Below are 15,630 nucleotides of genomic sequence, written 5' to 3'. Positions count from 1 at the left end.
CCGCGGCCGGCGGGGCGGAATCACGGCACCAAGGGTGCCGAACCGCCGCCCCGCCGGAGGCGGACTCAGTACTGCTCGGTCTCCACGAAGCCCGCGTCCGCGTCGTCGTCCGCCCCGAAGGCGTCCGCGGCGGCGGTCGGGTCGAATCCGGGCGGGCTGTCCTTGAGGGCCAGGCCCATGCCGGCCAGCTTCGCCTTGACCTCGTCGATCGACTTGGCACCGAAGTTGCGGATGTCCAGCAGATCGGCCTCACTGCGCGCCACGAGCTCACCCACGGAGTGGATGCCCTCACGCTTGAGACAGTTGTACGAACGGACCGTGAGCTCCAGCTCCTCGATCGGCAGCGCCAGATCGGCGGCCAGGGCGGCGTCCGTCGGGGACGGGCCCATGTCGATGCCCTCGGCGTCGATGTTGAGCTCGCGGGCCAGACCGAACAGCTCGACCAGGGTCTTGCCGGCCGAGGCCATGGCGTCACGGGGGCGCATGGCCTGCTTGGTCTCGACGTCGACGATCAGCTTGTCGAAGTCGGTGCGCTGCTCGACACGGGTCGCCTCGACCTTGTAGGTGACCTTGAGCACCGGGCTGTAGATGGAGTCCACCGGGATCCGGCCGATCTCCTGGCCCAGCTGCTTGTTCTGGACGGCGGAGACGTAGCCGCGGCCGCGCTCGACGGTCAGCTCCATCTCCAGCTTGCCCTTGCCGTTCAGCGTGGCGAGGACGAGGTCCGGGTTGTGCACCTCGACACCGGCCGGCGGGGCGATGTCCGCGGCCGTGACCAGCCCCGGGCCCTGCTTGCGCAGGTACATCACCACGGGCTCGTCGTGCTCGGAGGAGACGACGAGCTGCTTGATGTTGAGGATGAGGTCAGTGACGTCCTCCTTGACGCCCGGCACGGTGGTGAACTCGTGCAGGACCCCGTCGATCCGGATGCTGGTGACGGCGGCACCGGGGATCGAGGAGAGCAGCGTGCGGCGGAGGGAGTTGCCGAGGGTGTAGCCGAAGCCCGGCTCCAGCGGCTCGATCACGAACCGGGAGCGGTATTCGTCGACGACCTCTTCGGTCAACGAGGGGCGCTGAGCGATCAGCATGGATGTACTCCTTCAGTCTTCGGCACCCGCTATTTGATGCCGGACAGTGCCAAGGATACGGGCGGCCGCCGCGGGATTCCCCGCTTCGGCCGCCCGCCCCTCAGCTGTTACGAGCCCTTACTTCGAGTAGAGCTCGACGATCAGCTGCTCCTGCACCTGGGTGTCGATGCTGCGATCCCCCGGGGAGTAATCCCCGTACCCCAAGCAGCGCGCGTGGCACCGCCCGGAGCAAGGCCGCAGGAGCTGCCGGCTCACCCGGGTTACTTCGAGTAGAGCTCGACGATCAGCTGCTCCTGCACCTGGGTGTCGATCACCTGGCGCTCGGGCAGGCTGTGCACGAGGATCCGCATCTTCGACGGGATGGCCTCCAGCCACGCCGGAACGGTCTTCTCGCCGGCCTCCGCCCGAGCGACGACGAACGGCGTCAGCTCCAGCGAGGACTTGCGGACCTCGATGATGTCGTTCACGGACACGCGGGACGACGGGATGTCGTTCTTGCGGCCGTTGATGGTGATGTGACCGTGCTTGACCAGCTGGCGGGCGTGGTCGCGGGACTTGGCGAAGCCCGCGCGGTAGACCACGTTGTCCAGCCGGGTCTCGAGGATGCGCAGCAGGTTCTCGCCGGTCTTGCCCTGCTTGCGGTTGGCTTCCTCGAAGTAACCACGGAACTGCTTCTCAAGGACACCGTAGATGCGAGCGGCCTTCTGCTTCTCACGCTTCTGCAGCAGGTACTCGCTGTCCTTGGTGCGCCCGCGACCGTGCTCACCCGGGGGGTAAGGACGGATCTCGATCGGGCACTTCGCGCTCTCGCACTTGCTCCCCTTGAGGAAGAGCTTCTGCTTCTCCCGACGGCATCGCTTGCAGTCGGCCCCGGTGTAACGCGCCATTGTTTGTTTGTCTCCTACTTCAGCCGGCTCAGACGCGGCGGCGCTTGGGCGGCCGGCATCCGTTGTGCGGGGTGGGGGTCACGTCCTGGATCGAGCCGACCTCGAGGCCGGTGGCCTGGAGGGAGCGGATCGCGGTCTCACGGCCGGAGCCGGGACCCTTGACGAAGACGTCGACCTTGCGCATGCCGTGCTCCTGCGCGCGGCGCGCGGCCGACTCGGCGGCCATCTGCGCGGCGAACGGGGTCGACTTGCGCGAGCCCTTGAAGCCGACGTGGCCGGCCGAGGCCCAGGAGATCACGTTGCCCGTGGGGTCGGTGATCGAGACGATCGTGTTGTTGAACGTGCTCTTGATGTGAGCGTGCCCGTGGGCGACGTTCTTCTTCTCCTTGCGGCGCACCTTCTTGGCGCCGGCCGTACGGCTCTTCGGAGGCATACTCAGAAACTCCTGTGGAGGTGGTCGGTCCTACCTGCCGGACCGCGGTGACAGCGGACTTCCGGGACGCATCCCGGAGGACCGCGGTGGCGTCCGGAGCGGACTACTTCTTGCCCGGCTTCTTCTTGCCGGCGATCGCGCGACGCGGGCCCTTGCGGGTGCGGGCGTTGGTGCTCGTGCGCTGACCGCGCACGGGCAGACCGCGGCGGTGGCGCAGACCCTGGTAGCTGCCGATCTCGACCTTGCGGCGGATGTCGGCCTGGATCTCGCGGCGGAGGTCACCCTCGGTCTTGAGGTTGGCGTCCACGTACTCGCGGATCTTGATCAGATCCTCTTCGGCCAGGTCCCGGACACGGGTGTCCGGGTTCACGCCCGTGGCGTCCAGCGTCTGCTGGGCCAGGGAGCGCCCGATACCGAAAACGTAGGTGAGGGCGACCTCGACGCGCTTCTCGCGCGGGAGGTCAACGCCGGAAAGGCGTGCCATCGATTGGCTCCTGATTGCATCGGAGGTCTTCCACAGCATCTCTCCCGGCGGCTCGGCCGCCGGGTCCCCGGCCTCCGCCGGGGGTGTCGCCCCTGCGCGAGGGACGGATGACTGCGGTTCTGTCTGTGGTGCGTCGCGCGAACTGCTTCAGTGCGAGTCGGTGTCAGCCCTGGCGCTGCTTGTGGCGCAGGTTGTCACAGATGACCATGACCCGGCCGTGACGGCGGATCACCTTGCACTTGTCGCAGATCTTCTTGACGCTCGGCTTGACCTTCATGGGATGTGAGGTTCTCCGGGTCGTGCGACCACCCCGCCCGAAGGCGGAACGATCACGAGATCTACTTGTAGCGGTAGACGATCCGGCCGCGCGTCAGGTCGTACGGAGAGAGCTCCACCACGACCCGGTCGTCGGGAAGGATACGGATGTAGTGCATCCGCATCTTGCCGCTGATGTGCGCGAGGACCTTGTGACCGTTCTGGAGCTCCACCTTGAACATGGCGTTCGGCAGAGACTCGATCACGGTGCCCTCGATCTCGATGGCACCTTGCTTCTTGGCCACGCTTCGCCTTTCGAATCGGCTACCTTGATCGGCTCACGGCATGCCCGAGGACAGGCGTGATCCGACGTGTCAGTCTACGCGACGGCAACCGGAAAGACTAATCTAGCTTCCCTCCTGCGGAGATCCTTATGCCTCCGCGCCGCCGCGGATCTTCCGGGCCGGCCCCGTTCCGGCCCCGGCCCGGCCCGCTGCCGCCCGGGTCTCAGGACCCGGCGCAGGGGTCCGGAGCGGTCGTGACGCCGTACTCCGCCAGCTTGGCCCGTCCGCCGTCGAAGGCGGTGAGCACCAGCGGGCCCTCCTCGGTGAGGGCCACCGAGTGCTCCCAGTGGCTGCTCCAGCTGCCGTCGTCGGTCTTCACGGTCCACTCGTCGGGGAGGACGTGCGTCCTGGGGGTGCCGAGGCTCACCATCGGCTCGATCGCGATGCAGAAGCCGGGCACGAGGCGCGGGCCGCGGCCGCGCTTGCGGTCGACGTAGTTCAGCAGATGCGGGTCCATGTGCATCTGCGAGCCGATGCCGTGGCCGCCGTAGTCCTGGACGATCCCGTACTTGCCGCCGGACGGGCGGGGCTGGCGGCGGATGTAGCCCTCGATCGCCTTGGAGATGTCCACCAGGCGGTTGCCCTGCTTCACCGCGGCGATGCCGGCCCACATCGACTCCTCGGTGACCCGGCTGAGCTCCACCAGCTCGGGGGCGTGCCCGCCGCCGACGAAGACGGTGAGGGCCGCGTCTCCGTGCCAGCCGTCGATCACCGCGCCGGCGTCGATGGAGATGATGTCCCCGTCGCGCAGCACGGTCGCGGTGTCCGGGATGCCGTGCACCACCACGTCGTTGACCGAGGTGCAGATGGTCGCCGGGAAGCCGCCGTAGCCGAGGAAGTTCGACTTGGCGCCGTGCTCGGCCAGCACCTTGCGGGCGATGTCGTCGAGGTCCTTGGTCGTCGCCCCCGGGACCGCCGCCGCCCGGCACGCCTCATGGATGCGCGCGACGACCAGCCCGGCCTCACGCATCTTCGCGATCTGCTCCGGAGTCTTGATCTCCACCATGGGGGCGCCTTCCGCCTTCCGTCCTCACCGGACCCGGGCACCGCCCGGTCCGTGCGTACACAACAACGGTACGGCCGCGATGCCCCGAGGGGGGCGCCGCGGCCGTACCGTACTTCTCTGTTCTCAGACCGCTTCCCGGCTGAGTGCGGCCATCGCCCGCTCGGTCACCTCGGCGACCTTGCCGAGCGCCGAGATCGTCACCACCAGGCCCTGGGCCCGGTAGTAGTCGATGATCGGCTCGGTCTCCCGGTGGTAGACCTCCAGCCGCTTGCGGACGGTCTCCTCGCGGTCGTCCTCACGCTGGTAGAGCTCGCCACCGCACTCGTCGCAGACGCCGTCGGTCTTCGGCTTCTTGTATTCGACGTGGTAGGTGTGCGAGCTGTCGCTGCGGCAGGTCCGCCGGCCGGCGATCCGCTTCACGACCTCGTCCTCGGGGACCTCCAGGTCCAGCACGCCGTCGAGGGCGGTGCCCTCCGCGGCGAGGATCTCGTCGAGCGCCTTGGCCTGGTCCAGGTTGCGCGGGAAGCCGTCCAGCAGGAAGCCCTCGGCGGCGTCCGCCTGGCTCATCCGGTCCCTCGCCATTCCGACGGTCACCTCGTCGGGGACGAGCTCCCCGGCCTTCATGAACTCCTGCGCCTGCTTGCCGAGGGGCGTGCCCTGGCTGATGTTGGCGCGGAAGAGATCACCGGTGGAGATGTGCGGAATGGAGAGATTCTTGGCCAGGTACGCGGCCTGCGTACCCTTTCCGGCGCCAGGCGGCCCGACGAGGACGATTCGCATCAGCGGAGGAACCCTTCGTAGTTACGCTGCTGAAGCTGGCTCTCGATCTGCTTCACCGTCTCCAGACCGACACCCACGATGATGAGGATGCTCGTTCCGCCGAAGGGGAAGTTCTGATCGGCGTTGAACAGAACCAGTGCCACCGTTGGCACCAATGCGATCAAGCCCAGGTACAGCGAGCCCGGCCACGTGATGCGGTTGAGCACGTAGCTCAAGTACTCAGCGGTCGGACGTCCAGCCCGGATGCCCGGGATGAAGCCACCATACTTCTTCATGTTGTCGGCGACTTCTTCGGGGTTGAAGGTGATCGCCACGTAGAAGAACGCGAAGAAGATAATCATCACAAAGTAGGTGATGATGTACATCGCGCTGTCGGGTGAGACCAGATTCGCCTGAACCCAAGTCGCCCAGCCGGCAGTCGAGTTGCTGAACTGCACCAGCAGGGCCGGAATGTAGAGCAGCGAAGCCGCGAAGATGACGGGAATCACACCCGCCTGGTTCACCTTCAACGGAATGTACGTGGACGTACCGCCGTAGGACCGGCGGCCGATCATGCGCTTCGCGTACTGCACCGGAATGCGCCGCTGGGCCTGCTCGACGAAGACCACCAGGGCGACCATCGCCAGACCCACCAGGATCACGGCGCCGAATTCCACCCAGCCGTCGACGATCTTGCCCGACAGCTTGATCTGCCACAGCGAACCGGTGAAGCCGGCGGCGATCGCGATGAACATCAGGATCGACATGCCGTTGCCGATGCCGCGGTCCGTGATGAGCTCGCCGAGCCACATCACCAGGGCGGTGCCGGCGGTCATGGTGATGACCATGACGGCGGTCGTGAAGATCGACTGGTCCGGGATGATCTCGGACGCCCGGTCACAGCCCGGGAAGAGCGAGCCGCTGCGGGCGGTGGCCACCAGACCGGTGCCCTGCAGGACACCGAGCGCCACGGTCAGATAGCGGGTGTACTGCGTGATCTTCGCCTGGCCGCTCTGGCCCTCCTTCTTCAGGGCCTCGAGACGCGGAATCACCACCACGAGCAGCTGCAGAATGATGCTGGCCGTGATGTACGGCATGATGCCGAGCGCGAAAACCGTCAGCTGCAGCAGTGCGCCGCCGCTGAACATGTTGACCAGGCCGAAGAGATCCCCGCCCTGGCCCTTCGCCGCATCCATGCAGTAGTTGACGTTGACGTAGCTGACCCCGGGGACCGGAATATGGGCCCCGAGTCGGAAGAGCACGATGATGCCCAACGTGAACAGCAGCTTCTTGCGCAGGTCGGGCGTCTTGAACGCCCGGGCGAACGCGGTGAGCACGGTGCCTCCTGCGCCCCCCGCGCCAGGCGCGAGAGGTGACGGTCTTGAGGGTCGACGGATACAAAGCAGTCAATAGCCGCGGAGGCACACGCCACGCGGACAGTAACGCACGCCACCTTACCGGCGGACGTGCCCCGGGCGGAACGACCAACCGGGGATGCCCCGTTAGGGCATCCCCGGTTGGTCCGTTCAAGCGGCCCGGCGAACTCAGACGAGTTCGGTCACGGAGCCACCGGCGGCGGTGATCTTCTCCTTGGCGGAGCCGGAGACGGCGTCCACCGTCACCTGCAGCGCCACGGACACCTCACCGGTGCCGAGCACCTTCACGAGCTGGTTCTTGCGAACCGCGCCCTTGGCGACCAGATCGGCCACCGTGACCTCGCCACCCTGCGGGTAGAGCGCGGCCAGCTTGTCCAGGTTCACGACCTGGTACTCGGTGCGGAACGGGTTCTTGAAGCCCTTCAGCTTCGGAAGACGCATGTGGAGGGGCATCTGCCCGCCCTCGAAGCGCTCCGGAACCTGGTAGCGGGCCTTCGTACCCTTGGTGCCACGACCAGCGGTCTTACCCTTGGACGCCTCACCACGACCCACACGGGTCTTGGCGGTCTTGGCGCCCGGGGCGGGCCGGAGGTTGTGGACCTTCAGCGGCTTGTCGTCCGCCATGTCAGTCGACCTCCTCAACCGTGACGAGGTGCCGCACGGTCTGCGCCATGCCGCGGATCTCGGGACGGTCCTCCTTGACGACCACGTCGTTCACGCGCTTCAGGCCGAGCGAACGAAGGGTGTCGCGGTGGTTCTGCTTGCTGCCGATGTAGGACTTCTTCTGCGTGATCTTGAGACGGGCCATTACGCACCCGCTCCCGCACGCGCCCGCAGCAGAGCCGCGGGGGCGACGTCCTCCAGGGGCAGGCCGCGGCGGGCGGCGATCTCCTCCGGGCGCTGCAGCCCGCGGAGAGCCGTCACCGTGGCGTGCACGATGTTGATCGGGTTCGACGAACCGAGGGACTTGCTCAGCACGTCGTGGATGCCCGCGCACTCCAGCACGGCGCGCACCGGGCCACCCGCGATCACACCGGTACCGGGGGAAGCAGGCTTGAGCAGGACGACGCCCGCGGCCTTCTCGCCCTGGATCGGGTGCGGGATGGTGCCCTGGATCCGGGGGACCTTGAAGAAGTGCTTCTTGGCCTCCTCCACACCCTTGGCGATGGCGGCCGGCACCTCCTTGGCCTTGCCGTATCCGACGCCCACGGTGCCGTCACCATCGCCCACCACGACCAGCGCGGTGAAGCTGAAGCGACGACCACCCTTCACAACCTTGGCAACACGGTTGATCGCGACAACGCGCTCAACGTACGCGGTCTTCTCGGCGGCAGCGCCGCCGTCCCGGCCCTTACGGTCCCGCCGCTCGCCGCCACCGGCGCCGCCACCGCGGCGCTGGGGTCCAGCCATTGGATTTACCTCTCTCGTTTACGTCCGCTGCTACGGAACCGTGCTCAGAACTTGAGCCCGGCCTCGCGGGCGGCGTCGGCCAGAGCGGCGATCCGCCCGGCGTACTGGTTGCCACCGCGGTCGAACACGACGGCCTCGATGCCGGCGGCCTTGGCCCGCTCGGCCACCAGGGCGCCGACCTTCTGAGCCTGGGAGCTCTTGTCGCCCTCGTTACCGCGGATGGACTCGTCCAGGGTCGACGCGGAGGCCAGCGTGTGGCCCGCGATGTCGTCGATGACCTGGGCGGTCATGTGACGGTTGGTGCGCGTCACGACCAGGCGGGGACGCTCCGGGGTACCGGAGATCCGCTTGCGGACGCGGATGTGGCGACGCTTGATGGCGGCGCGCTTGCGGGCGTCGCCCTTGGCGATCTTCACGCCGAATGCCATGGCTTACTTACCAGCCTTTCCGACCTTGCGCCGGATGACCTCGCCGGCGTACTTCACGCCCTTGGCCTTGTACGGGTCGGGCTTCCGCAGCTTGCGGATGTTGGCCGCGACCTCGCCGACCTTCTGCTTGTCGATGCCCTCGACACTCAGCTTGGTCGGGGACTCCACCTTGAAGGTGATGCCCTCCGGGGCCTCGATCACGATCGGGTGGCTGTAGCCCAGCGCGAACTCCAGGTTGGAGCCCTTCGCCTGGACACGGTAACCAACACCGCTGATTTCGAGCTTCTTGCTGTATCCCTGGGTCACCCCGGTGATCATGTTCGCCACCAGCGTGCGGGACAGGCCGTGCAGGGCCTTGTTCTGACGCTCGTCATTGGGGCGGGAGACGGTGATGAGACCGTCGTCGCCCTTGCTGACCTCGATGGGCGCGGCGACGGTGTGCGAGAGGGAGCCCTTGGGACCCTTCACGGCGACCGTACGGCCATCGATGGTGACGTCCACGCCGGCGGGAACCGGGATGGGGAGCTTGCCGATGCGCGACATTGCAGTTCCTCCTTCCCGACTACCAGACGTAGGCGAGGACTTCCCCACCCACGCCCTTCTTCTGCGCCTGCTGGCCGGTGAGCAGCCCGTGGGACGTGGAGATGATCGCCACGCCCAGGCCGCCGAGCACCTTCGGCAGATTGGTGGACTTTGCGTAGACCCGCAGGCCCGGCTTCGAAATCCGCTTGATGCCGGCGATCGAGCGCTCGCGGTTGGGGCCGAACTTCAGCTCGAGAACGAGGTTCTTGCCCACCTCGGCGTCCTCGGTCTTCCAGCCGGTGATGAAGCCCTCCTGCTGGAGGATCTCCGCGATGTGCGACTTGATCTTGCTGTGCGGCATCACGACGGTGTCGTGATAAGCCGAGTTGGCGTTTCGCAGACGAGTCAGCATGTCTGCGATCGGATCGGTCATGGTCATGATGGCCTTCGGCCTCTCTCGCCGGGGTTTCCTATCTGCGCCATCCCTCTCCCCGGAATGTGTTCCGGGACGGGTGCGGCGCGGGGACCTACGGCGTAGTAAGTGTCATAGCGGGCTGTGCCCGCGGACGGCCATGGACGGCGAACGCCCAACCCTTCCACTCTACGGGAACCGCGGAGTGGTCCGGGCCGGGCCCTCGCCGGCCACGTGCTTACCGAGAGTCCTGGCTGGTCCCTGCGTCCCGTCGCCCGGTGACCACCCGCGAGGGGCGGGCCGGGCGGCGGGAGGGATTACCAGGAGCTCTTGGTCACGCCCGGCAGCTCGCCGCGGTGCGCCATCTCACGGAGGCACACACGGCAGAGGCCGAACTTGCGGTAGACGGAGTGCGGCCGGCCACAGCGCTGGCAGCGGGTGTACGCGCGCACGCCGAACTTCGGCTTGCGGGCGGCCTTAGCGATCAGAGCCTTCTTCGCCACGGTCAGTTCTCCTTGAACGGGAAGCCGAGGTGACGCAGCAGGGCACGGCCCTCGTCGTCGTTGGTCGCCGTGGTGACCACGGTGATGTCCATGCCCCGGACCCGGTCGATCTTGTCCTGGTCGATCTCGTGGAACATGACCTGCTCCGTGAGACCGAAGGTGTAGTTGCCCCGGCCGTCGAACTGCTTCGGCGACAGACCGCGGAAGTCGCGGATGCGCGGCAGCGCGAGCGACAGCAGCCGGTCCAGGAACTCCCACATGCGGTCACCGCGGAGGGTGACGTGGGCGCCGATCGGCTGGCCCTCGCGCAGCTTGAACTGCGCGATGGACTTACGGGCCTTGGTGACCGACGGCTTCTGGCCGGTGATCGTGGCGAGGTCGCGGATGGCGCCCTCGATCAGCTTGGAGTCGCGGGCGGCGTCGCCCACACCCATGTTGACCACGATCTTGGTGAGGCCCGGGATCTGCATGACGTTCTCGTAGGAGAACTCCTCACGCAGCTTGCCCGTGATCTCCTCGCGGTAGCGCTGCTTGAGGCGCGGGGTCACTGTGGTGGCACTCATCAGATGTCCTCACCGGTCCGCTTGGCAACGCGGATCTTGTTGCCTTCGTCGTCGAAGCGGTAGCCGACACGCGAGACGACCTTCTTGCCGTCCTTCTCCACCACGAGCTGAACGTTGCTCACGTGGATGGGGGCCTCGGTCGTGACGATGCCGCCGGTCTTCGAACCGCGGGCGGTCTGGCCGGCCTTGGTGTGCTTCTTGACCCGGTTGACACCCTCGACCAGGACGCGGTCCTCGCGGGGGAAGGCCTGGATGACCTTGCCCTGCTTGCCCTTGTCCTTACCGGTGATGACCTGGACCAGGTCGCCCTTCTTGATCTTCATCGGTTACAGCACCTCCGGCGCGAGCGAGATGATCTTCATGAACTTCTTCTCGCGCAGCTCCCGGCCCACGGGGCCGAAGATGCGGGTGCCGCGGGGGTCACCGTCGTTCTTGAGGATGACGGCCGCGTTCTCGTCGAAGCGGATGTACGAGCCGTCGGCGCGGCGGCGCTCCTTCACCGTGCGAACGATGACCGCCTTGATGACGTCACCCTTCTTCACGTTGCCGCCGGGAATCGCATCCTTCACGGTGGCGACGATGACGTCACCGATGCCCGCGTAGCGACGACCGGAGCCACCGAGAACACGGATGCAAAGGATCTCCTTCGCACCAGTGTTGTCGGCGACCCGCAGTCGCGACTCCTGCTGGATCACGTCTATCTCCTGATCGTCTGCCGGTTCCCGGCGGGGGCTCCGTGGGAGCCCCCGCCGAGCCTGGCGGAACTGTCCTGAGGAGAGACCTCAGGATGTATTACGAGGCATTCCCGGGCGGGAATGGCCTACTTGGCCTTCTCGAGGATCTCGACGATGCGCCAGCGCTTGGTGGCGGACAGCGGCCGGGTCTCCATCAGGAGGACGCGGTCGCCGACACCGGCAGCGTTCTGCTCGTCGTGCGCCTTGAGCTTGTTGGTACGGCGGACGACCTTGCCGTACAGCGCGTGCTTGACGCGGTCCTCGACGGCGACGACGACGGTCTTGTCCATCTTGTCGCTGACGACCAGACCCTCACGGGTCTTGCGGAAGCCGCGCTCGTTCTTCTCAGCAGTCACATTCGTCTCGCTCATCAGGCGCTCTCCACCGTCTCGATGCCGAGCTCGCGCTCACGCATCAGGGTGTAGATGCGGGCGATGTCCTTGCGGACGGCCTTCAGCCGGCCGTGGTTCTCGAGCTGTCCGGTCGCCGCCTGGAAGCGGAGGTTGAACAGCTCCTCCTTGGCCTCGCGAAGCTTCGCGACGAGATCCTCGTCGCCCAGCTCACGCAGCTCGGTCGCCTTGGTACCGGCCGCCATCACGACTCACCTGCCTCGCGCCGGACGATCCGGCACTTCATCGGAAGCTTGTGGGCGGCGCGGGTCAGCGCCTCCTTGGCAACCTTTTCGTTCGGGAAGGACAGCTCGAACATCACCCGGCCGGGCTTGACGTTCGCGACCCACCACTCGGGAGAACCCTTACCGGAACCCATGCGGGTCTCGGCGGGCTTCTTCGTGAGCGGGCGGTCCGGGTAGATGTTGATCCAGACCTTGCCGCCACGCTTGATGTGACGGGTCATGGCGATACGAGCGGACTCGATCTGCCGGTTGGTCACATAGGCCGGGGTCACGGCCTGGATGCCGTACTCGCCGAACGCCAGCTCCGTACCACCCTTGGCCATACCGCTGCGCTTGGGGTGGTGCTGCTTGCGGTGCTTGACCCTACGAGGGATCAGCATGGGTCAGCTCTCCTTTCCGGCAGCGCTCGGCTCAGCGGCGGCGGCAGCGGGAGCCTCGGCCTTGGCCTCGGCGGCCGGAGCCGACTGCTGCTGGGGCTTACGACCGCGGCCACCGCGCTCGCCACCACGGCCGCCACCGCGGGCCGGCCGGTCGCCGCCGCCGCGGGCGGGGCGGTTACCGGCACGGGCAGCGGCGTTCTCGGCCCGAACCTCGGCGATGTTCTTGACGTCGCCCTTGTAGATCCACACCTTCACGCCGATGCGGCCGAAGGTGGTCTTGGCCTCGAAGAAGCCGTAGTCGACGTTCGCGCGAAGCGTGTGCAGGGGCACACGGCCCTCGCGGTAGAACTCCGAGCGGGACATCTCGGCGCCGCCGAGGCGGCCACCGCACTGGATCTTGATGCCCTTGGCGCCGGCCTTCATCGTCGACTGCATGCTCTTGCGCATGGCGCGACGGAAGGAGACGCGGGAGGAGAGCTGCTCGGCGACGGCCTGCGCGACCAGCTGGGCATCCGTCTCGGGGTTCTTGACCTCGAGGATGTTCAGCTGGACCTGCTTGCCGGTGAGCTTCTCCAGCTCGCCGCGGATGCGGTCGGCCTCCGCACCGCGGCGGCCGATGACGATGCCCGGCCGGGCGGTGTGGATGTCGACGCGGACGCGGTCACGGGTGCGCTCGATCTCCACCTTGGAGATACCGGCACGCTCCATGCCCTTCGTCATCATCCGGCGGATGGCGACGTCTTCCTTGACGTAGTCCTTGTACAGCTTGTCGGCGTACCAGCGGGACTTGAAGTCCGTGGTGATGCCGAGCCGGAACCCGTGCGGGTTAACCTTCTGGCCCATTACCGGGTTCCTTCCTTGCTGCTGACGACCACGGTGATGTGGCTGGTCCGCTTGCGGATCCGGTAGGCGCGGCCCTGGGCGCGCGGCCGGAACCGCTTCAGGGTCGGGCCCTCGTCGACGTACGCCTCGGAGATGAAGAGGCTGCCGGCGTCGGTGTGGTCGTAGTTGTGTGCGGCATTGGCGATGGCGCTGTCGAGCACCTTGGCCACCGGCACGCTCGCGGCCTGCGGGGCGAAACGCAGGACCGCCTGAGCCTCCGTGGCATCCATGCCACGGATGAGGTCCACCACGCGGCGGGCCTTCATGGGCGTGACGCGGATGTACCGCGCCTGGGCCCTGGCTTCCATGGTTGTCCCTTCGGTGTCTGTCATGGTCTTCACACCCCGCCCGTCAACGACGCTTCGACTTGCGGTCGTCCTTGACGTGGCCGCGGAAGGTGCGGGTCGGCGCGAACTCGCCGAGCTTGTGGCCGACCATCGACTCGGTGATGAACACCGGGACGTGCTTGCGGCCGTCGTGCACCGCGATCGTGTGGCCGAGCATGGCCGGGACGATCATGGAGCGGCGGGACCAGGTCTTGATGACGTTCTTGGTCCCCGCGTCGTTCTGTACGTCCACCTTCTTGATCAGGTGGTCGTCGACGAAGGGCCCCTTCTTGAGACTGCGCGGCATCTGAACCCGCTCCTAGCGCTTCTTGTTCGTCTTGCGGCGGCGGACGATGTACTTGTTGCTGGCCTTCTTCGGCGAGCGCGTACGGCCCTCCTTCTGACCCCACGGCGAGACCGGGTGGCGACCACCGGAGGTCTTGCCCTCACCACCACCGTGCGGGTGGTCGACGGGGTTCATCACGACACCGCGGACGGTCGGGCGGACGCCCTTCCAGCGCATGCGGCCGGCCTTGCCCCAGTTGATGTTCGACTGCTCGGCGTTACCGACCTCGCCGACCGTGGCGCGGCAGCGGACGTCGACCAGGCGGATCTCACCGGACGGCATGCGGAGGTGGGCCATGGTGCCCTCCTTCGCCAGCAGCTGCACCGAGGCACCCGCGGAGCGGGCGAACTTGGCGCCGCCGCCGGGCCGCAGCTCGATGGCGTGCAGCGTGGTACCGACCGGGATGTTGCGGAGCGCCAGGTTGTTGCCCGGCTTGATGTCCGCGCCCGGGCCGTTCTCGATCCGGTCGCCCTGCTTCAGACCGCGCGGGGCGAGGATGTAGCGCTTCTCGCCGTCCACGTAGTGCAGCAGCGCGATGCGCGCGGTGCGGTTGGGGTCGTACTCGATGTGCGCGACCTTGGCCGGCACGCCGTCCTTGTCGTGACGACGGAAGTCGATCACGCGGTAGGCGCGCTTGTGGCCACCGCCCTGGTGGCGAACGGTCACACGACCGGCGTTGTTACGGCCGCCCTTGCTGTGCAGGGGGCGGACCAGCGACTTCTCCGGCGTGGACCGCGTGATCTCGACGAAGTCGGCGACGCTGGAGCCACGACGGCCCGGGGTCGTCGGCTTGTACTTGCGGATACCCATTTCTCAGTCCTCGTCCGATTCCGGACGACTCGGACTCCCTTAGGAGACCGGGCCGCCGAAGATGTCGATACGGTCGCCCTCGGCGAGGGTCACGATGGCGCGCTTGGTGTCCTTGCGCTTGCCGTAACCGGTGCGGGTGCGCTTGCGCTTGCCCTGCCGGTTGATCGTGTTGACCCCGGTGACCTTGACCGAGAAGACCGCCTCGACGGCCTGCTTGATCTGGGTCTTGTTGGCGCGCGGGTCGACGATGAACGTGTACTTGTTCTCGTCCAGCAGCGCGTAGCTCTTCTCCGAGACCACCGGCTTGACCAGGATGTCACGGTGGTCCGTGAAGGTCTTGCTGGTGACCGCGGTTGCCGTTGCCTCGCTCATCAGGCGTTGCTCCCTTCGAGCTCAGCCTCGGAGGCGACAGCCTTGGCGGCCGCGGCGGGACCCGCCACAAAACGCTCGTAGGCGGCCTGCGTGAAGACCACGTCGTCGGAGACGAGCACGTCGTACGTGTTCAGCTGGCCCGGCTCCAGGAGGTGCACCTGGGGCAGGTTGCGGGCGGAGAGCCACGCGGCCTCGTCGGACCGCTCGGCGACCAGGAGCACGTTCTTGCGCTCGCTGACCTTGCCCAGCAGGGACTTCGCGGCCTTGGTGGAGATCTCGCCCTCGACCACGCCGGTGACGACGTGGATACGGCCGTGGCGCGCCCGGTCCGAGAGGGCACCGCGGAGCGCGGCGGCCTTCATCTTCTTCGGGGTGCGCTGCGAGTAGTCGCGCGGCACGGGACCGTGCACGACGCCACCACCGGCGAACTGCGGCGCGCGGGTCGAGCCCTGACGGGCGCGGCCGGTGCCCTTCTGGCGGTACGGCTTCTTGCCACCGCCGCGGACCTCGCCACGGGTCTTGGTCTTGTGCGTGCCCTGACGGGCAGCGGCCAGCTGGGCGACGACGACCTGGTGGATCAGCGGAATGCTGACCTGCGCGTCGAAGATCTCCGCGGGGAGCTCGACGGTCCCGGCCTTGTCGCCTGCCGGCGAAAGGATGTCAATGGTGCTCATCG

General features: G+C 67.2%; 28 protein-coding genes. All 28 read right to left on the bottom strand.

Annotated features, from left to right (window positions below):
* Nucleotides 1-65: 65 nt before the first annotated feature.
* Nucleotides 66-1,088: a DNA-directed RNA polymerase subunit alpha gene (locus IF83_RS0103885; protein ID WP_010473911.1), complete on the bottom strand. Its 1,023-nt coding sequence runs from the start codon at nucleotides 1,086-1,088 to the stop codon at nucleotides 66-68.
* Nucleotides 1,089-1,348: 260 nt separating this feature from the next.
* The gene (gene rpsD, locus IF83_RS0103875) at nucleotides 1,349-1,975 is read right to left on the bottom strand and encodes a 30S ribosomal protein S4 (RefSeq protein ID WP_030542576.1); all 627 of its coding nucleotides are present in this window, start codon (nucleotides 1,973-1,975) and stop codon (nucleotides 1,349-1,351) included.
* A 28-nt stretch (nucleotides 1,976-2,003) separates the two neighbouring features.
* Nucleotides 2,004-2,408: a 30S ribosomal protein S11 gene (rpsK, locus tag IF83_RS0103870; protein WP_009715860.1), complete on the bottom strand. Its 405-nt coding sequence runs from the start codon at nucleotides 2,406-2,408 to the stop codon at nucleotides 2,004-2,006.
* Nucleotides 2,409-2,511: 103 nt separating this feature from the next.
* Entirely contained in the window at nucleotides 2,512-2,892 is a 381-nt protein-coding gene (rpsM, locus tag IF83_RS0103865; RefSeq protein WP_030542575.1) for a 30S ribosomal protein S13, read from the bottom strand.
* Between the two features lie 163 nt (nucleotides 2,893-3,055).
* The gene (gene rpmJ / locus IF83_RS0103860; RefSeq protein ID WP_003956441.1) at nucleotides 3,056-3,169 is read right to left on the bottom strand and encodes a 50S ribosomal protein L36; all 114 of its coding nucleotides are present in this window, start codon (nucleotides 3,167-3,169) and stop codon (nucleotides 3,056-3,058) included.
* A gap of 61 nt (nucleotides 3,170-3,230) precedes the next feature.
* Nucleotides 3,231-3,452, bottom strand: a complete 222-nt coding sequence (gene infA, locus IF83_RS0103855; RefSeq protein WP_003956442.1) for a translation initiation factor IF-1 — start codon at nucleotides 3,450-3,452, stop codon at nucleotides 3,231-3,233.
* A gap of 202 nt (nucleotides 3,453-3,654) precedes the next feature.
* The gene (gene map / locus IF83_RS0103850) at nucleotides 3,655-4,497 is read right to left on the bottom strand and encodes a type I methionyl aminopeptidase (protein WP_030542574.1); all 843 of its coding nucleotides are present in this window, start codon (nucleotides 4,495-4,497) and stop codon (nucleotides 3,655-3,657) included.
* A 123-nt stretch (nucleotides 4,498-4,620) separates the two neighbouring features.
* Complete coding sequence (locus IF83_RS0103845) at nucleotides 4,621-5,277, bottom strand: adenylate kinase (protein ID WP_030542573.1); 657 nt, start codon at nucleotides 5,275-5,277, stop codon at nucleotides 4,621-4,623.
* Entirely contained in the window at nucleotides 5,277-6,593 is a 1,317-nt protein-coding gene (secY, locus tag IF83_RS0103840) for a preprotein translocase subunit SecY (RefSeq protein ID WP_030542572.1), read from the bottom strand. The genes IF83_RS0103845 and secY overlap by 1 nt, the downstream gene beginning before the upstream one ends.
* A gap of 207 nt (nucleotides 6,594-6,800) precedes the next feature.
* Nucleotides 6,801-7,256, bottom strand: a complete 456-nt coding sequence (gene rplO, locus IF83_RS0103835) for a 50S ribosomal protein L15 (protein ID WP_019707839.1) — start codon at nucleotides 7,254-7,256, stop codon at nucleotides 6,801-6,803.
* 1 nt (nucleotide 7,257) lies between these two features.
* Nucleotides 7,258-7,440 carry a 50S ribosomal protein L30 gene (gene rpmD, locus IF83_RS0103830; RefSeq protein WP_019707838.1) on the bottom strand — a complete coding sequence of 61 codons (183 nt, stop codon included), beginning with the start codon at nucleotides 7,438-7,440 and terminating at the stop codon, nucleotides 7,258-7,260.
* Nucleotides 7,440-8,042 (bottom strand): 30S ribosomal protein S5, encoded by a 603-nt coding sequence (rpsE, locus tag IF83_RS0103825; protein WP_019707837.1) that lies wholly within the window; start codon nucleotides 8,040-8,042, stop codon nucleotides 7,440-7,442. Before rpsE ends, rpmD begins: the two co-directional genes overlap by 1 nt.
* A 44-nt stretch (nucleotides 8,043-8,086) precedes the next feature.
* Complete coding sequence (gene rplR / locus IF83_RS0103820; protein WP_030542571.1) at nucleotides 8,087-8,470, bottom strand: 50S ribosomal protein L18; 384 nt, start codon at nucleotides 8,468-8,470, stop codon at nucleotides 8,087-8,089.
* A gap of 3 nt (nucleotides 8,471-8,473) precedes the next feature.
* Nucleotides 8,474-9,013, bottom strand: a complete 540-nt coding sequence (rplF, locus tag IF83_RS0103815; RefSeq protein WP_030542570.1) for a 50S ribosomal protein L6 — start codon at nucleotides 9,011-9,013, stop codon at nucleotides 8,474-8,476.
* A gap of 19 nt (nucleotides 9,014-9,032) precedes the next feature.
* Nucleotides 9,033-9,431, bottom strand: coding sequence for a 30S ribosomal protein S8 (gene rpsH / locus IF83_RS0103810; protein ID WP_019707834.1), 399 nt, complete (start codon nucleotides 9,429-9,431; stop codon nucleotides 9,033-9,035).
* A gap of 290 nt (nucleotides 9,432-9,721) precedes the next feature.
* A complete protein-coding gene (locus IF83_RS0103805) occupies nucleotides 9,722-9,907 on the bottom strand; it encodes a type Z 30S ribosomal protein S14 (protein ID WP_003956452.1) in 186 nt (61 codons plus the stop codon).
* A gap of 2 nt (nucleotides 9,908-9,909) precedes the next feature.
* Nucleotides 9,910-10,470 (bottom strand): 50S ribosomal protein L5, encoded by a 561-nt coding sequence (gene rplE, locus IF83_RS0103800; protein ID WP_019707833.1) that lies wholly within the window; start codon nucleotides 10,468-10,470, stop codon nucleotides 9,910-9,912.
* Nucleotides 10,470-10,793, bottom strand: a complete 324-nt coding sequence (rplX, locus tag IF83_RS0103795; protein ID WP_019707832.1) for a 50S ribosomal protein L24 — start codon at nucleotides 10,791-10,793, stop codon at nucleotides 10,470-10,472. The genes rplE and rplX overlap by 1 nt, the downstream gene beginning before the upstream one ends.
* Before the next feature lie 3 nt (nucleotides 10,794-10,796).
* Nucleotides 10,797-11,165: a 50S ribosomal protein L14 gene (gene rplN / locus IF83_RS0103790; RefSeq protein ID WP_019707831.1), complete on the bottom strand. Its 369-nt coding sequence runs from the start codon at nucleotides 11,163-11,165 to the stop codon at nucleotides 10,797-10,799.
* 125 nt (nucleotides 11,166-11,290) lie between these two features.
* Nucleotides 11,291-11,575, bottom strand: a complete 285-nt coding sequence (gene rpsQ, locus IF83_RS0103785; RefSeq protein ID WP_030542569.1) for a 30S ribosomal protein S17 — start codon at nucleotides 11,573-11,575, stop codon at nucleotides 11,291-11,293.
* Nucleotides 11,575-11,799 carry a 50S ribosomal protein L29 gene (gene rpmC / locus IF83_RS0103780; RefSeq protein ID WP_030542568.1) on the bottom strand — a complete coding sequence of 75 codons (225 nt, stop codon included), beginning with the start codon at nucleotides 11,797-11,799 and terminating at the stop codon, nucleotides 11,575-11,577. Before rpmC ends, rpsQ begins: the two co-directional genes overlap by 1 nt.
* Entirely contained in the window at nucleotides 11,799-12,218 is a 420-nt protein-coding gene (rplP, locus tag IF83_RS0103775) for a 50S ribosomal protein L16 (protein WP_006604880.1), read from the bottom strand. Before rplP ends, rpmC begins: the two co-directional genes overlap by 1 nt.
* Nucleotides 12,219-12,221: 3 nt before the next feature.
* Nucleotides 12,222-13,061, bottom strand: coding sequence for a 30S ribosomal protein S3 (gene rpsC, locus IF83_RS0103770; protein ID WP_019707828.1), 840 nt, complete (start codon nucleotides 13,059-13,061; stop codon nucleotides 12,222-12,224).
* Nucleotides 13,061-13,408, bottom strand: a complete 348-nt coding sequence (gene rplV, locus IF83_RS0103765) for a 50S ribosomal protein L22 (RefSeq protein WP_030542567.1) — start codon at nucleotides 13,406-13,408, stop codon at nucleotides 13,061-13,063. The genes rpsC and rplV overlap by 1 nt, the downstream gene beginning before the upstream one ends.
* Before the next feature lie 43 nt (nucleotides 13,409-13,451).
* Nucleotides 13,452-13,733, bottom strand: coding sequence for a 30S ribosomal protein S19 (rpsS, locus tag IF83_RS0103760; RefSeq protein ID WP_019707826.1), 282 nt, complete (start codon nucleotides 13,731-13,733; stop codon nucleotides 13,452-13,454).
* 12 nt (nucleotides 13,734-13,745) lie between these two features.
* A complete protein-coding gene (rplB, locus tag IF83_RS0103755; protein WP_030542566.1) occupies nucleotides 13,746-14,582 on the bottom strand; it encodes a 50S ribosomal protein L2 in 837 nt (278 codons plus the stop codon).
* Nucleotides 14,583-14,621: 39 nt separating this feature from the next.
* Nucleotides 14,622-14,954: a 50S ribosomal protein L23 gene (rplW, locus tag IF83_RS0103750; protein WP_030542565.1), complete on the bottom strand. Its 333-nt coding sequence runs from the start codon at nucleotides 14,952-14,954 to the stop codon at nucleotides 14,622-14,624.
* Nucleotides 14,954-15,628, bottom strand: coding sequence for a 50S ribosomal protein L4 (rplD, locus tag IF83_RS0103745; protein WP_030542564.1), 675 nt, complete (start codon nucleotides 15,626-15,628; stop codon nucleotides 14,954-14,956). The genes rplW and rplD overlap by 1 nt, the downstream gene beginning before the upstream one ends.
* Nucleotides 15,629-15,630 lie beyond the last annotated feature (2 nt).

Origin of the sequence: Streptomyces albus subsp. albus (assembly GCF_000719865.1) — a bacterium.
GTDB classification, from domain to species: Bacteria; Actinomycetota; Actinomycetes; order Streptomycetales; family Streptomycetaceae; genus Streptomyces; species Streptomyces albus_E.
The sequence above is the reverse complement of the archived record's forward strand: the minus strand, read 5'-3'. Positions and strand labels throughout refer to the sequence as shown.

Bases quoted from the DNA above. Each gene is read 5' to 3' on its own strand.
- IF83_RS0103885 (WP_010473911.1), bottom strand. From the start codon at position 1,088: ATGCTGATCGCTCAGCGCCCCTCGTTGACCGAAGAGGTCGTCGACGAA.
- rpsD (WP_030542576.1), bottom strand. From the start codon at position 1,975: ATGGCGCGTTACACCGGGGCCGACTGCAAGCGATGCCGTCGGGAGAAG.
- rpsK (WP_009715860.1), bottom strand. From the start codon at position 2,408: ATGCCTCCGAAGAGCCGTACGGCCGGCGCCAAGAAGGTGCGCCGCAAG.
- rpsM (WP_030542575.1), bottom strand. From the start codon at position 2,892: ATGGCACGCCTTTCCGGCGTTGACCTCCCGCGCGAGAAGCGCGTCGAG.
- rpmJ (WP_003956441.1), bottom strand. From the start codon at position 3,169: ATGAAGGTCAAGCCGAGCGTCAAGAAGATCTGCGACAAGTGCAAGGTG.
- map (WP_030542574.1), bottom strand. From the start codon at position 4,497: ATGGTGGAGATCAAGACTCCGGAGCAGATCGCGAAGATGCGTGAGGCC.
- IF83_RS0103845 (WP_030542573.1), bottom strand. From the start codon at position 5,277: ATGCGAATCGTCCTCGTCGGGCCGCCTGGCGCCGGAAAGGGTACGCAG.
- rplO (WP_019707839.1), bottom strand. From the start codon at position 7,256: ATGGCGGACGACAAGCCGCTGAAGGTCCACAACCTCCGGCCCGCCCCG.
- rpmD (WP_019707838.1), bottom strand. From the start codon at position 7,440: ATGGCCCGTCTCAAGATCACGCAGAAGAAGTCCTACATCGGCAGCAAG.
- rpsE (WP_019707837.1), bottom strand. From the start codon at position 8,042: ATGGCTGGACCCCAGCGCCGCGGTGGCGGCGCCGGTGGCGGCGAGCGG.
- rplR (WP_030542571.1), bottom strand. From the start codon at position 8,470: ATGGCATTCGGCGTGAAGATCGCCAAGGGCGACGCCCGCAAGCGCGCC.
- rplF (WP_030542570.1), bottom strand. From the start codon at position 9,013: ATGTCGCGCATCGGCAAGCTCCCCATCCCGGTTCCCGCCGGCGTGGAC.
- rpsH (WP_019707834.1), bottom strand. From the start codon at position 9,431: ATGACCATGACCGATCCGATCGCAGACATGCTGACTCGTCTGCGAAAC.
- rplE (WP_019707833.1), bottom strand. From the start codon at position 10,470: ATGAGTGCCACCACAGTGACCCCGCGCCTCAAGCAGCGCTACCGCGAG.
- rplX (WP_019707832.1), bottom strand. From the start codon at position 10,793: ATGAAGATCAAGAAGGGCGACCTGGTCCAGGTCATCACCGGTAAGGAC.
- rpsQ (WP_030542569.1), bottom strand. From the start codon at position 11,575: ATGAGCGAGACGAATGTGACTGCTGAGAAGAACGAGCGCGGCTTCCGC.
- rpmC (WP_030542568.1), bottom strand. From the start codon at position 11,799: ATGGCGGCCGGTACCAAGGCGACCGAGCTGCGTGAGCTGGGCGACGAG.
- rplP (WP_006604880.1), bottom strand. From the start codon at position 12,218: ATGCTGATCCCTCGTAGGGTCAAGCACCGCAAGCAGCACCACCCCAAG.
- rpsC (WP_019707828.1), bottom strand. From the start codon at position 13,061: ATGGGCCAGAAGGTTAACCCGCACGGGTTCCGGCTCGGCATCACCACG.
- rplV (WP_030542567.1), bottom strand. From the start codon at position 13,408: ATGGAAGCCAGGGCCCAGGCGCGGTACATCCGCGTCACGCCCATGAAG.
- rpsS (WP_019707826.1), bottom strand. From the start codon at position 13,733: ATGCCGCGCAGTCTCAAGAAGGGGCCCTTCGTCGACGACCACCTGATC.
- rplB (WP_030542566.1), bottom strand. From the start codon at position 14,582: ATGGGTATCCGCAAGTACAAGCCGACGACCCCGGGCCGTCGTGGCTCC.
- rplW (WP_030542565.1), bottom strand. From the start codon at position 14,954: ATGAGCGAGGCAACGGCAACCGCGGTCACCAGCAAGACCTTCACGGAC.
- rplD (WP_030542564.1), bottom strand. From the start codon at position 15,628: ATGAGCACCATTGACATCCTTTCGCCGGCAGGCGACAAGGCCGGGACC.